Origin of the sequence: Mesorhizobium sp. WSM4312, assembly GCF_002294875.1 — a bacterium.
GTDB lineage: Bacteria > Pseudomonadota > Alphaproteobacteria > Rhizobiales > Rhizobiaceae > Mesorhizobium.
This window is the reverse complement of the sequence record NZ_NSFU01000008.1, coordinates 316,303-328,526: the sequence shown is the minus strand read 5'-3', so window position 1 is coordinate 328,526 and position 12,224 is coordinate 316,303. Positions and strand designations below refer to the sequence as shown.

Genomic DNA, 12,224 nt, shown 5'->3' with positions numbered 1-12,224 from the left:
CAACCCGCTCGCGAAGGTCCATCGAATATCCTGCCATTCATGCCGGCCTCCTACCCAGCATCAATGTTGAATCAGAACCAAGATGATTTGGGAATCCCACGACTCTTACAAATCCCATCCCGCTCTAAATCGAGCGGATCTTCGGGTTTGAAGTGGCGGTGGAACCTGACGGAGCCAAACAAAAACCCGCAGGGATCGCTCCCCGCGGGTTTCTATCTGACGGCCAGGGTCAGCCGTGCGCGAGCACGGCCAGAAGCAGGAGCGCCACGATGTTGGTGATCTTGATCGCCGGATTGACCGCGGGGCCGGCAGTGTCCTTGTAGGGATCACCGACCGTATCGCCGGTCACCGAAGCCTTGTGCGCCTCGGTACCCTTGAGATGCTTGACGCCGTCCTTGTCGACAAAGCCGTCCTCGAACGACTTTTTCGCGTTGTCCCAGGCGCCACCGCCCGAAGTCATCGAGATGGCGACGAACAGGCCGTTGACGATGACGCCGAGCAGCGAGGCGCCGAGGGCGGCGAAGGCCGAGGCCTTCGAACCCGAGATCAAGAGCACGCCGAAATAGACGACGAGCGGCGCCAGCACCGGCAGCAGCGACGGGATGATCATTTCCCGGATCGCCGCCTTGGTCAGAAGGTCGACGGCACGCGCGTAGTTCGGCTTGGAGGTGCCGGCCATGATGCCGGGATCCTCGCGGAACTGCTTGCGCACCTCCTCGACGATGGCACCCGCAGCGCGGCCGACGGCCGTCATGGCGATGCCGCCGAACAGGTAGGGAATCAGGCCGCCGAAGATCAGGCCGGCGACGACGTAGGGGTTGGAGAGATCGAAGGAAATCTCGCCCATGCCCTGGAAGTAGGGATATTTGTCGCCGTTGGCGGCAAAGAACTTCAGGTCGTTCGAGTAGGCGGCGAACAGCACCAATGCACCAAGACCTGCCGAGCCGATGGCATAGCCCTTGGTCACGGCCTTCGTGGTGTTGCCGACAGCGTCGAGCGCATCGGTGGAGTGGCGCACTTCCTTGGGCAGACCGGCCATTTCGGCAATGCCGCCGGCATTGTCGGTGACCGGGCCGAAGGCGTCGAGCGCAACGATCATGCCGGCAAGGCCGAGCATGGTGGTGACGGCGATCGCCGTGCCGTAGAGGCCGGCGAGCTGGTAGGTCGAGATGATGCCGCCGACGATGACGATGGCCGGTAACGCCGTCGATTCCAGCGAGACCGCGAGGCCCTGGATGACGTTGGTGCCGTGGCCGGTGACCGACGCCTGGGCGATCGAGTTGACCGGGCGCTTGTTGGTGCCGGTGTAGTATTCGGTGATCACCACGATCAAACCCGTCACCGCAAGGCCGATCAGGCCGCAGATGAAGAGGTTCTTGCCGGTGATGACCATGCCGGCGACCGTGCCGATCTCGCCCCAGCCAAGGCATACCGAGGTGGCGACGCCGAGGCCGGCGATCGACAACAGACCGGTGACGATCAGGCCCTTGTAGAGCGCACCCATGATCGAACCGTTGGCCCCGAGCTTGACGAAGAAGGTGCCGACGATCGAGGTCAGGATGCAGGCGCCGCATATGGCGAGCGGATAGAGCATAGCGGCGCCGAGAACGGCGGTGCCGCCGAAGAAGATGGCACCGAGAACCATGGTGGCGACGACCGTCACCGCATAGGTCTCGAACAGGTCGGCGGCCATGCCGGCACAGTCGCCGACATTGTCGCCGACATTGTCGGCGATGGTGGCCGGGTTGCGCGGATCGTCCTCGGGAATGCCGGCTTCGACCTTGCCGACCAGATCGCCGCCGACATCGGCGCCCTTGGTGAAGATACCGCCGCCGAGACGGGCGAAGATGGAGATCAGCGAGGCACCGAAGCCGAGCGAGACCAGCGAGTCGATAACGATGCGGTCATTGGGCTGCAGGCCCATGGGACCGGTCAGGATGAGGTAGTAGATCGAGACGCCGAGCAGCGCCAGGCCCGCCACCAGCATGCCGGTGATGGCGCCCGACTTGAAGGCGATGTCGAGACCGGCGGCCAGACTGTTGGAGGCCGCCTGTGCAGTGCGCACGTTGGCACGCACGGAAACATGCATGCCGATGAAGCCGGCAGCGCCCGACAGGACGGCGCCGATCAGGAAGCCGATCGCGGCGGTGATCGAAAGCAGCCACCAGGCGAGCAAGAGCACGACCACGCCGACGGTGGCGATGGTCGTGTACTGGCGCGCCAGATAGGCTTGCGCGCCTTCGCGGATGGCGGCGGAGATTTCCTGCATGCGTGCGTTGCCCTGGTCGGACGCAAGGACCGAACGTGTCGCCCAGATAGCGTACAGGACAGAAAGCAAGCCGCAGGCGATGACGGCGGAAATAATGGTCATTGCCGATTTTTCCTCGATTGTTGGCCCAAATGAACCCCTCCCTGGGCCGATGAGATAAAGATGGAATCCCGCGTACGGAATCCGCCTCTTCGCATCGGTGTATGCGAAACAGTGCCGCGAACGTCAAGATATTGTTCAGTTTTTGCCCGGCTTTCGCCCAAAAGACAAAAGTCGCGACGACCCTGCCTGGCGTGGCCCTCATTTAGATCGATTGAAATGACGCAAGGGGATCGTGCCGACAAAGCCATCAGCTTCCAAAGGACTACTCCGCCTCGCGCCCCATGCGCCGCGCCGCATAGCGCTCGATCGCCGACAATCCGTCGTAGATCAGCACGGCAAGCGCCGCCACGATCAGGCCGCCCTGCAGGATGAAAGCAAGGTTGTTGGACAGAAGGCCAGCAATGATCACCTCGCCCAGCGTCTTGGCGGCAACCGTCGAGCCTATGGTGGCGGTGGCCAGGCTGATCACCACCGAGAGCCTGATGCCGCCCAGGATGATCGGCGCGCTGAGCGGCAGCTCGACCTTGGTGAGCCTTTGCCAGCCGGTCATGCCCGCGCCGCGCGCCGCCTCGACGACATTGGCCGGCAGCGTCGTCAGCCCGGTCAGAGCATTCTCGAAGATCGGCAGCAGGCCATAGAGAAACAGAGCGATCAGCGTCGGCTTCTCGCCGAAGCCGACAGCCGGCACGGCGAGCGCCAGCACCGCCACCGGCGGGAAGGTCTGGCCGATATTGACCAGGCTGCGCGACAGCGGCAGGAATTCGGCGCCAGCCGGCCTGGTGACGAGGATGGCCAGTGCCACCGCAACGATGGTCGCAGCGACGGTGGCGCTCAGCACGATGCGCAGATGCAGCAGCGTCAGCGTCAGCAGGCTGCCCTGATTGTAGATCACCGGCGCGTTGTTCTCGGTCAGCGGCTTGAGCAGCGGCTCAAACCAGTCCGGACTGGTGACGAACGCCACAAGCAACACCACCAGCGCAAGCCTGAGCAGCAAAGGCAGCCAGGCTTTCATGCCGGCCTCGCCGCCCGCTTGACCAGCCCATCCACCGTAACGCGGCCGAGCGGCTTGCCGTCGGCGCCTTTGACCGGCAGAGCTGGCCGGCCTGTCCACAGGAGTTCAGCCAACGCATCGCGCTGGCTGGCATCGCCGGGGATGGCTTCGCCCTCGGCGGCGCCGATCTCCACCGCGTCACGCACCCGTCCCAGCGACAGCAGCCTGAACGGCCTTTCGCTGGCGCCGACCAGGGTCTCGACGAAGCTGCTGGCCGGGTTTGCCAGGATCTCGGCGGGTTTGGCGTACTGCACGAGCTTGCCGGCATCCATGACGGCGATCTTGTCGCCCATGTGCACGGCCTCTTCCATGTCGTGGGTGACGAGGATGATGGTGGTGCCGAAGCGCTTCTGGATCGCCAGCAGATCTTCCTGCGCCTTGGTGCGGATGATCGGATCGAGCGCGCCGAACGGCTCGTCCATCAACAGCACGTTGGGTTCGGCGGCGAGCGCGCGGGCCACTCCGACCCGCTGCTGCTGGCCACCGGACAGTTCGTGCGGATAGCGCGGTCCGAATTCCTGGGGGTCGAGCTGGTAGAGTGTCATCAGCTCATCGACGCGCGCCTTGATGCGATCCTTGTCCCAGCCAAGCAGCACCGGCACAGTGGCGATGTTCTGCGCCACGGTGCGATGTGGAAACAGGCCGTGGCCCTGGATGGCATAGCCGATGCTTCGGCGCAGTTCGTAGCCCGGCACCGAACGATTGTCGGCGCCGTCTAGCTTGATGATGCCAGCGGTCGGTTCGACCAGCCGGTTGATCATGCGCAGCAGCGTCGTCTTGCCCGAGCCCGAGGTGCCGACAATGACGGCGATGGTACGTGGTTCGATGACCATCGAGACGTCGTCGACGACGGTGGTCGTGTCATAGCGCTTGGTGATGCCTTCGATCTCGATCATGCCGTGTCAACCCTGCGCTTGGTGGCGGTCATTTCGATCATTGCGTCGAGGATGATGGCGGCAGCGAAGGCGAGCGCCACGGTCGGCACCGCGCCGAGCAGCACCAGGTCCATCGCGGTCTGGCCAACGCCCTGGAAGACGAAGACGCCAAAGCCGCCGCCACCGATCAGCGCTGCGATGGTGGCAAGGCCGATGTTTTGCACCAGCACGATACGGATGCCGGTGAGGATCACCGGAAAGGCCAGTGGGAATTCGACGCCGAACAGGCGCTGGCGGTCGGTCATGCCCATGCCGCGCGCCGCGTCGTTGGCGGCGCGCGGCACGCCGGCGAGGCCGACCACGGTGTTGGCCACAACCGGCAGCAGCGAATAGAGGAACAGGGCGACGAAGGCCGGCGCCGTGCCGATGCCTCTGATGCCGAGCGCGGCCGCTCCCGGCACATGCGTGGCGATCCAGCCGAGCGGCGCGATCAGCAGGCCAAACAGCGCGATCGAAGGAATGGTCTGGATGATGTTGAGCACGTTGAGCACACCGGCCCGCAGCCTTTCGACACGATGACAGAGTATGCCGAGCGGCAGGCCGACGACGACCGCCGCAAGCAGCGAGCCAAGCGCCAGCGTCACATGCTTGGAACCTTCGACCCAGAAACTGTCGGCGCGGTTGGCGTATTCCTTGAGGATGGAAAGGTCGTTCCAGGCCCCCGACACCAAGAGCAGCCCAATGGCCCCGGCGGCGGCAACCAGCACACCGACACGGGCCCATGGCGACAGGTTCAGCCTCGTCAGCACGTCCGCCAGCAAAAGCGTGAAGGCAAAGATGAGTACCCAGAAACCGGAGGCCGGCGACACCCTGGCAAGGGTATTGCCGGCCGGCGTCAAGAATGTGCCAGCGACGCCGACGAGCAGCGCGAGCGCGGCAAGCGCCACGACACTGGACGCAAGGCGCAGCATAAGCGGTGTCCTGAAGAGCGCTGTGAGCGCCGCGACGATCACGATAGCCATCAGCAATGGCCCGGCGGTTGCCGGCAGCGCCTCGAGAATCGAGCGCGCCTGGCCCGGAACGATCCGATTGGCGCGGAACGTGGCGAAGGGAGCGAGGAACGCCGCATAGGCCGCGATCGCGGCAATGACCACGCCGAGCTTGTCGAAACGGATGTTCACGCCCTCCCCCGTCGGTCGTTCCGGCGCGCCACGCGAGCGGCGCGCCGGAATCGTCCTACTTCAGAAAGCCGTTCTTCTTCAGGAAGTCCTCGGCGACGCCCTTGACCGGCTCGCCGCCAACCTGCACACGGCCGTTCAGTTCCTGCAGCGTGACCAGGTCGAGCTTGGCGAAGACCGGCTTCAGCAGCGCCTCGATTTCGGGATGTTGCTTGAGCACGGATTCGCGGATGATGGGCGCCGGCTGGTAGACCGGCTGCACGGCCTTGTCGTCCTCGAGCACGACAAGGCCCGACGGCGCGATGCCGCCATCGGTGCCGTAGACCATGGCGGCGTTGGCGCCACTGGTCTGGTTGGCGGCCGCGGCGATGGTCGCCGCGGTGTCACCGCCCGAAAGCGTGATCAGTTGGTCCGGCTTCAGCGTGAAGCCGTAGGTGGTCTGGAAGGCCGGAAGGGCGGCCGCCGAATTGACGAACTCGGCGGAAGCCGCGAGCACCACCTTGCCGCCGCCGGCGACGTATTTGCCGAAGTCCGACAGCGTCACGAGCTTGTTCTGGTCCGTCACTTCCTTGCGCAGGGCGATCGCCCAGGTGTTGTTGGCCGGCGCCGGCGACAGCCAGACGATCTTGTTGGCGTCGTAGTCGAGCTTCTTGGCCGTCTCATAGGCCTTGGCGGCGTCCTTCCAGACCGGGTCGTCGGCCTTCTCGAAGAAGAAGGCGGCGTTGCCGGTGTATTCGGGATAGATGTCGATCTCGCCGGCGGTGATCGCCTTGCGCACCACCGGCGTGCCGCCGAGCTGGATGCGGTCCGATGTCTTGATGTTGTTGGCATTGAGAACGAGCTGGATGATGTTACCGAGCACGCCACCCTCGGTGTCAATCTTCGAGGAGACCACCACCTGAGCACTGGCGGAAGCTGCCGTGATGGCCAGCGCCAATGCCGCGCCGGCGAAAACCTTGACTGAAAACATCGTGAAAACCCTTTGCTGTGAACCGGAATGCGGCGGCCGCATATGAGCATGGCTTCAACGGCCAGTCGGGGCACACGGTTTCATAACAATAGGCACAGGCGCAATAATTTTGTTTCAGATCGGCAAATTCAACCGAAGCAATCCTGACAGCATCATGCCAGTTCGACAGCAGTTTTGGGATCAGGTGCGCGCGTTGCGCGGAGCCGTCAACTTGAGCGCGCCGAGGGCCACGAAGCACAGAACGGTGACCGGAAAGATCATCCAGTTCAGCATCTCCCAGCCCCAGGCGTTGTAGACCATGCCCGACAGCAGCGACGCGCAGGCGACGGAGCCGAACAGGACGAAGTCGTGGAACCCCTGCACCTTGCCCTTTTCCGACGGCCGGTAGCTGGCCGCGACCATGGCGGTGGCGCCGATGAAGCCGAAATTCCAACCAAGGCCGAGCAGGATCAGCGAGGTCCAGAATTGCCACAGCGCCAGGCCCGACAAGGCAACGGCAGCACAGCCGATGAGCATGATCAGGCCGATGGCGACAATGCGCTCGGCGCCGAAGCGATGGATCAGCGAGCCGGTGAAGAAGCTCGGCGCGAACATCGCCATGACGTGCCATGAAATGCCCAGCGTCGCATCGTCCTCCGACAGGCCGCAACCGACCATGGCCAGCGGCGCGCCGGTCATGACGAAGCTCATCAGCGCGTAACTGCCGACGGCGCAGAACAGCGCGGCGACGAAGCGCGGCCTGGTGACGATTTCGGACAGGGGCCTGGCATCGCCGCCGGAAACGTCAACCTTGCTCGCCGCCTTCGCCGGCAGGCGCAGAAACGACAGGATCATCGCGCCGACGGCTGCCAGCGGCAGGATGGAGGCGAACGATCCGGCAAACATCACCGGTGCGAACAGTTCCCGGGTGAAGATGACGATCTGCGGCCCGAGGATGGCGGTGACAATGCCGCCGGCCAGCACGAAGGAGATGGCGCGCGCCTTGAACTGCGGCGGCGCATTGTCGGCGGCTGCGAAGCGGAATTGCTGGACGAAGGCGCCACCGATGCCGATCACCAGCAGCGCGAACGCGAACAACCAGAAACTGCCGTGGAAAAGCGCCAGTGTGGCAATCAGGCCGCCAAGCGCGGTGACGACGGTTCCGGTCATGAAGCCGCCGCGCTGGCCCAGATGGCGGATAATGGCCGCGGCGGGCAAGGCGCCGAGCGCGACGCCGATGTTGAAGCCGGTGATCGGCGCCGTCGCCAGCGATTTGTCGGCACCGAGCAGGTATTGGCCGGCCAGCGCGCCCATCGAAATGGCGATGGGTGCCGCCGAGCCGATAATCGCCTGCGAGGCGGCGAGGATCAGCGCGGTGCGCCGCGCCTCCCTGCCCGTCTCGATGGCGATGGCCGTCACGATGCGTCCTTGCCCCGCCCCTCGCCGCGCACCCGGCGTGACACGCGGTCGAGCACGGCATTGACGAGTTTCGGCTCGTCTTCCTCGTAGAAGGCCTTGGCAATGTCGACATATTCCGAAACGATGACCGCCACCGGCACGTCCTCGCGCTTCATCAATTCATAGACGCCGGCGCGCATAATGGCGCGCAGCGTCGAATCGAGCCTCGACAGCGGCCAATCATCGGTCAATGCCTGGCGGATGACTGGATCGATGGTCTTCTGGTTCTCGACGACGCCGGTCAGGATGGCGCGGAACCATTGCGCATCCGCCTCGCGATAGAGCGCGCCGTCGACTTCCTTGCCAAGCCGGAACGCCTCATATTCGGCGGTGATCTCGAAGACACCGCTGCCGGCGACATCCATCTGATAGAGCGCCTGCACAGCGGCCAGACGGGCCGCGCCACGCTTGTTGGCATGGCGCACAGCGGGCTGTCCGGGCGAAGCGGGTTCGCTCACGATCGCGCTCCCAATTGTTCCTTGAGCGCGATCATGGTCAGCGCCGCACGCGCGGCAAAGCCACCCTTGTCGCCTTCCGAGCGCTTGGCCCGCGTCCATGCCTGGGCGTCGTTCTCGGTGGTCAGGATGCCGTTGCCGACACAGACCGAGTCCTGCACGGACAGGTCCATCAGCGCGCGGCTGGATTCATTGGCGACGATATCGAAGTGATAGGTGTCGCCACGGACGATCGTGCCGAGGGCGACAAACCCATCGTAATTGGTGCCGCCTTCCGCCGCGCCGTCCAGCGCGAAGGTGATCACTGCGGGAATTTCGAGCGAACCTGGAACGGTGACGACGTCGTAAGTCGCGCCCGCTTCATCGAGCGCGCTCGTCGCGCCGTCGAGCAGCGCGTCGGCAAGGTCGTCGTGAAAGCGCGCTTCGACAATCAGCAGATGCGCCTTCGCCTTCGGACGAATGAAGGCTTTGCCGTGTTGGGATGTACCAGCCATAAAAGTCTCCGGGGGGTTGCCGGTGACTTAGGCCGAAGCCGGATTGATCGCAAGCGGAAGATTGCTGGAGTGTGTCAGACGCATTGGACCGGCCGGTCCGGCAGACTTTCTAGAGCCCCTCTTTCGCCGCCTCCGCCAGTCGTGCCGCATAGCGGGCCATGGTGTCGATCTCGAGATTGACGCGGTCGCCGACCTTGCGCTCGCCCCACGTGGTCACGGTCAGCGAGTGGTGGATCAACAGCACGTCGAAGCGGGTGCCCTCGACCTTGTTGACGGTGAGCGAGGTGCCGTCGAGCGCGACGGAGCCCTTTGGCGCGATGAATTTGGCCAGATGGCGCGGCGCCTCAAGCGTGAAGCGCACCGCGTCGCCCTCGTCCTTGCGCTCGACGATCTCGGCGCCGCCGTCGACATGGCCCGATACGATGTGGCCGCCGAGTTCGTCGCCTATCTTCAGCGCCCGTTCGAGATTGACCTTGGTGCCGGATTTCCAACTCGACGCCGTGGTCAGCCGCAAGGCCTCTTCCCAGGCCTCGACCTCGAACCAGCGCGCGTTCGAGCCATGTTCGGGCAGCGCCGTGACCGTCAGGCAGACGCCACCACAAGAAATCGAGGCGCCAATGGCGATGGTTTCGGGGTCATAGGCGGTATCGATGCGCAAGCCGACGCCTTCGCTAAGCGGCTTGATGGCCGCGACGGTGCCGATATCGGTGACAATTCCGGTAAACATCGATGCTGATCCCTAGAGGTCCCTTACCCACTCGGCGTAGCTGTCCTCGCCGAAGCGCATCTCGCGCAACTTGCGGAAGCCTGCCGGGATATGGTCGGCATCGACCGGCGATGCAATGCCATCCTCGCCAATAGCCTCCGGCCCCTGGAACAACACGATGCGATCGACCAGATCTTCGTCGAGGAATGCCTTGGCGACCTGGGCGCCGCCCTCGACCAGCACGCTTGCCATGCCGAGCGCCGCCAGGTCTTCGAGCAGTTCCGGCAAGGCGACGACGCCGTCATGGGTTTCGGTGCCGATGAAGCGTACGCCGGCGCGTTCGAGCGCGGCGCGACGGTGCGGATCGGCTTCAAGACAGGCAGCGACATAAAGCGGCACGCGGTCGACACCGGAAACCAGCTTCGAGGCTTCCGGGAGCCGTATCTGGCGATCGAGGATGATGCGCGCCGGCGAACGGTTCTCCAGCCCCGGCAGGCGCACGGTCAGCGCCGGATCGTCTTCCAGCGCCGTGCCGATGCCAATCAGTATGGCGTCGGACTCCGCGCGCATCAGATAGACGTCGCGGCGCGCGATCTCGCCGGTGATCGCGACCTGGCCGGCGCCTTTCCTGCCGATCTGGCCATCGCTCGAAAGCGCAAGCTTCAGCGTCACTTCCGGACGTTTTCGCAGAGATCGAATCAAATAACCCGCCATCTGCTCGGCGGCATCCGTGGCCAGGACCTTCTCCACCACCTCGATGCCGGCGGCGCGCAGGATGGCATAGCCCTTGCCGGAGACACGCGGATCAGGGTCGCTGGCGGCCCCCACGACGCGCGCAATGCCGGCATTGACCAGCGCGATGGCGCAAGGCGGGGTGCGGCCGTGATGCGCGCAAGGTTCTAGCGTGACATAGGCGGTGGCACCACGCGCGAGCGCGCCGGCCTCGGCCAGCGCCTCGGTCTCGGCATGCGGCCGGCCGCCGACCGCGGTGACACCGGTGCCGACGATCATCGGCCCCGCGCCGTCATCTCGCACGATCAGCGTGCCGACGGAAGGATTGGTGGAGGTGCGGCCGGCATTCCTGCGCGAAAGCCGCAAGGCGGCGGCCATGAAACGACGATCAAGGGCCGCTTGTTCGGCCTCGCTCAGTTGCGATGCTGCCATGCTCAGCCGGCGTCCTCTTCACTCTTGTCTTCGTCGCCCTTCAGCTCGCCCAGGAGTTCATGAAAATCCTTGGCCTCGCGGAAATTGCGGTAGACCGAGGCAAAACGCACATAGGCGACGTCGTCGAGCGACTTCAGCGCCTCCATGACCAGCCGGCCGACCTCGCCGGAGGCCACTTCCGTCTCGCCGGAGCTTTCGAGCTGGCGCACGATGCCGGTCACGGCGCGGTCGATGCGTTGGGGATCGACATTGCGCTTGCGCACCGCGATCTCGACCGAGCGCAGCAGCTTGTCGCGGTCGAACGGCACTTTACGGCCCGACTTCTTGACCACGACCAGATCGCGCAACTGGACGCGTTCGAAGGTAGTGAACCGGCCGCCGCAATCGGGGCAGACACGCCGCCTGCGGATCGCCGCGCCATCCTCGGCGGGGCGCGAATCCTTCACCTGCGTATCTTCGGACTGGCAATAGGGACAGCGCATGGAGAGCCTTGGGTTCGCGAATCTGGTGAGGCGAAAGGCTTAGAGCCTTTCCGACCGGGATTGAAGCCGTTCCGTCTCTTCAACGGACTGCAGCATCAGAGATAGCGAGGCGCGAGGAAGATTGCCAGCGCGGCAACCAGCCAGACGGCGATGCCGCCGGCAACAGCCAGGCGATAGTCGACCTTGTCGATGAACAACCAGCAGGCGCCGAGGAAGGCAAGATAGGCGGGAATTGTCTTCATTCCGGCAAGGCAGGCATCGCGGAAACCGCCCGGATCGCCCTTGGCGCCGACGGCGAGCAAGGCAATGACGGCAAAGGTCGGCGCCAGCGGCAGGATACCTGGCAGGACATTGCCCCGCTTGGACGCCCAGACGATCAGCGCCGTCACCAGCCCGCCGACCACACCCTTCCAGACAATGTCCATCCGCGGTCCCTACTGCGACCGAGCCGTCACGGCGCGACATCCTTGGTCGGGAAGCCGCAAGACGTTCCGAGGTTGCGGTAGGCCTTGGTGAAGCCGTCCATCGGGATGCTGGCGAAGGCCTGCTTGCCGAAAGTCACGTCGAGCGAGACGACCTGACGCATGGCTCGCAGCAGCGCGAGACTGGTCTTGGCCTGGTTGTCGACCGTCCAGCTCGGACGGCCGATGCCGGCATCGTTGGAATAGACCGTTGCCGAAACCTTGACGCCGGGATCGCCGAACGTCGCCGCGATCTTCTTGCCGGTCGGCAGTTGCTTGTTGTCGACGGTGAGCATGATGGCGGGATAGGCATCAGGCGGCAGCGCATCGCCGGTCGAGATCGACAAGGTCAGCGTGCCTGAATTGCCATTCGCGTCGAAGAACGCCGTCGAAGCCGCACAGGTCTTGTGCGCATCCTGGCCGGTATCGAGTGTATCGACCATGGTTGTCCATCGGCCGAAGGTGCTCGTGGCAGGCATGTCCGGAGCGGGCTGTGTCTGCGCCGAAGCGGGCCCACAGACGGCCAGCCAGCCGATAGCGCCGAGTAACGCGATACGAAAATTGCCCATCATCGTTTCTC

At 64.6% G+C, this 12,224-nt stretch carries 13 protein-coding genes; all 13 read right to left on the bottom strand.

Annotated elements, in window-relative coordinates; translation table 11 throughout:
- Positions 1 to 229: 229 nt before the first annotated feature.
- Positions 230 to 2,371 (bottom strand): sodium-translocating pyrophosphatase, encoded by a 2,142-nt coding sequence (locus tag CK228_RS15995; protein WP_095770431.1) that lies wholly within the window; start codon positions 2,369 to 2,371, stop codon positions 230 to 232.
- A gap of 262 nt (positions 2,372 to 2,633) precedes the next feature.
- Positions 2,634 to 3,383, bottom strand: coding sequence for an ABC transporter permease (locus CK228_RS15990; RefSeq protein ID WP_095788442.1), 750 nt, complete (start codon positions 3,381 to 3,383; stop codon positions 2,634 to 2,636).
- Positions 3,380 to 4,318, bottom strand: coding sequence for an ABC transporter ATP-binding protein (locus tag CK228_RS15985; RefSeq protein ID WP_095788441.1), 939 nt, complete (start codon positions 4,316 to 4,318; stop codon positions 3,380 to 3,382). Before CK228_RS15985 ends, CK228_RS15990 begins: the two co-directional genes overlap by 4 nt.
- Positions 4,315 to 5,478, bottom strand: a complete 1,164-nt coding sequence (locus tag CK228_RS15980; RefSeq protein ID WP_095788440.1) for an ABC transporter permease — start codon at positions 5,476 to 5,478, stop codon at positions 4,315 to 4,317. Before CK228_RS15980 ends, CK228_RS15985 begins: the two co-directional genes overlap by 4 nt.
- 55 nt (positions 5,479 to 5,533) lie before the next feature.
- Positions 5,534 to 6,445 carry an ABC transporter substrate-binding protein gene (locus CK228_RS15975; protein ID WP_095788439.1) on the bottom strand — a complete coding sequence of 304 codons (912 nt, stop codon included), beginning with the start codon at positions 6,443 to 6,445 and terminating at the stop codon, positions 5,534 to 5,536.
- 180 nt (positions 6,446 to 6,625) lie between these two features.
- Positions 6,626 to 7,843, bottom strand: coding sequence for an MFS transporter (locus tag CK228_RS15970; RefSeq protein WP_095788438.1), 1,218 nt, complete (start codon positions 7,841 to 7,843; stop codon positions 6,626 to 6,628).
- A complete protein-coding gene (gene nusB, locus CK228_RS15965) occupies positions 7,840 to 8,340 on the bottom strand; it encodes a transcription antitermination factor NusB (protein WP_019857616.1) in 501 nt (166 codons plus the stop codon). Before nusB ends, CK228_RS15970 begins: the two co-directional genes overlap by 4 nt.
- The gene (ribH, locus tag CK228_RS15960) at positions 8,337 to 8,831 is read right to left on the bottom strand and encodes a 6,7-dimethyl-8-ribityllumazine synthase (RefSeq protein WP_095770437.1); all 495 of its coding nucleotides are present in this window, start codon (positions 8,829 to 8,831) and stop codon (positions 8,337 to 8,339) included. The genes nusB and ribH overlap by 4 nt, the downstream gene beginning before the upstream one ends.
- Positions 8,832 to 8,940: 109 nt before the next feature.
- Complete coding sequence (locus CK228_RS15955) at positions 8,941 to 9,558, bottom strand: riboflavin synthase (RefSeq protein ID WP_095788437.1); 618 nt, start codon at positions 9,556 to 9,558, stop codon at positions 8,941 to 8,943.
- 12 nt (positions 9,559 to 9,570) lie between these two features.
- A complete protein-coding gene (gene ribD, locus CK228_RS15950; RefSeq protein WP_179295931.1) occupies positions 9,571 to 10,701 on the bottom strand; it encodes a bifunctional diaminohydroxyphosphoribosylaminopyrimidine deaminase/5-amino-6-(5-phosphoribosylamino)uracil reductase RibD in 1,131 nt (376 codons plus the stop codon).
- Positions 10,702 to 10,703: 2 nt separating this feature from the next.
- Complete coding sequence (gene nrdR, locus CK228_RS15945; RefSeq protein ID WP_095788436.1) at positions 10,704 to 11,183, bottom strand: transcriptional regulator NrdR; 480 nt, start codon at positions 11,181 to 11,183, stop codon at positions 10,704 to 10,706.
- Positions 11,184 to 11,278: 95 nt separating this feature from the next.
- A complete protein-coding gene (locus CK228_RS15940) occupies positions 11,279 to 11,608 on the bottom strand; it encodes a GlpM family protein (protein WP_019857610.1) in 330 nt (109 codons plus the stop codon).
- A 26-nt stretch (positions 11,609 to 11,634) separates the two neighbouring features.
- On the bottom strand, positions 11,635 to 12,087 hold the full coding sequence (locus CK228_RS15935) for a hypothetical protein (protein WP_245317961.1): 453 nt from the start codon (positions 12,085 to 12,087) through the stop codon (positions 11,635 to 11,637).
- Between the last annotated feature and the right edge of the window lie 137 nt (positions 12,088 to 12,224).

Excerpts from the sequence above, each read along its gene's own strand:
- CK228_RS15995 (WP_095770431.1), bottom strand. The coding sequence starts at position 2,371 with ATGACCATTATTTCCGCCGTCATCGCCTGCGGCTTGCTTTCTGTCCTG.
- CK228_RS15990 (WP_095788442.1), bottom strand. The coding sequence starts at position 3,383 with ATGAAAGCCTGGCTGCCTTTGCTGCTCAGGCTTGCGCTGGTGGTGTTG.
- CK228_RS15985 (WP_095788441.1), bottom strand. The coding sequence starts at position 4,318 with ATGATCGAGATCGAAGGCATCACCAAGCGCTATGACACGACCACCGTC.
- CK228_RS15975 (WP_095788439.1), bottom strand. The coding sequence starts at position 6,445 with ATGTTTTCAGTCAAGGTTTTCGCCGGCGCGGCATTGGCGCTGGCCATC.
- ribH (WP_095770437.1), bottom strand. The coding sequence starts at position 8,831 with ATGGCTGGTACATCCCAACACGGCAAAGCCTTCATTCGTCCGAAGGCG.
- CK228_RS15955 (WP_095788437.1), bottom strand. The coding sequence starts at position 9,558 with ATGTTTACCGGAATTGTCACCGATATCGGCACCGTCGCGGCCATCAAG.
- ribD (WP_179295931.1), bottom strand. The coding sequence starts at position 10,701 with ATGGCAGCATCGCAACTGAGCGAGGCCGAACAAGCGGCCCTTGATCGT.
- nrdR (WP_095788436.1), bottom strand. The coding sequence starts at position 11,183 with ATGCGCTGTCCCTATTGCCAGTCCGAAGATACGCAGGTGAAGGATTCG.
- CK228_RS15940 (WP_019857610.1), bottom strand. The coding sequence starts at position 11,608 with ATGGACATTGTCTGGAAGGGTGTGGTCGGCGGGCTGGTGACGGCGCTG.
- CK228_RS15935 (WP_245317961.1), bottom strand. The coding sequence starts at position 12,087 with ATGGTCGATACACTCGATACCGGCCAGGATGCGCACAAGACCTGTGCG.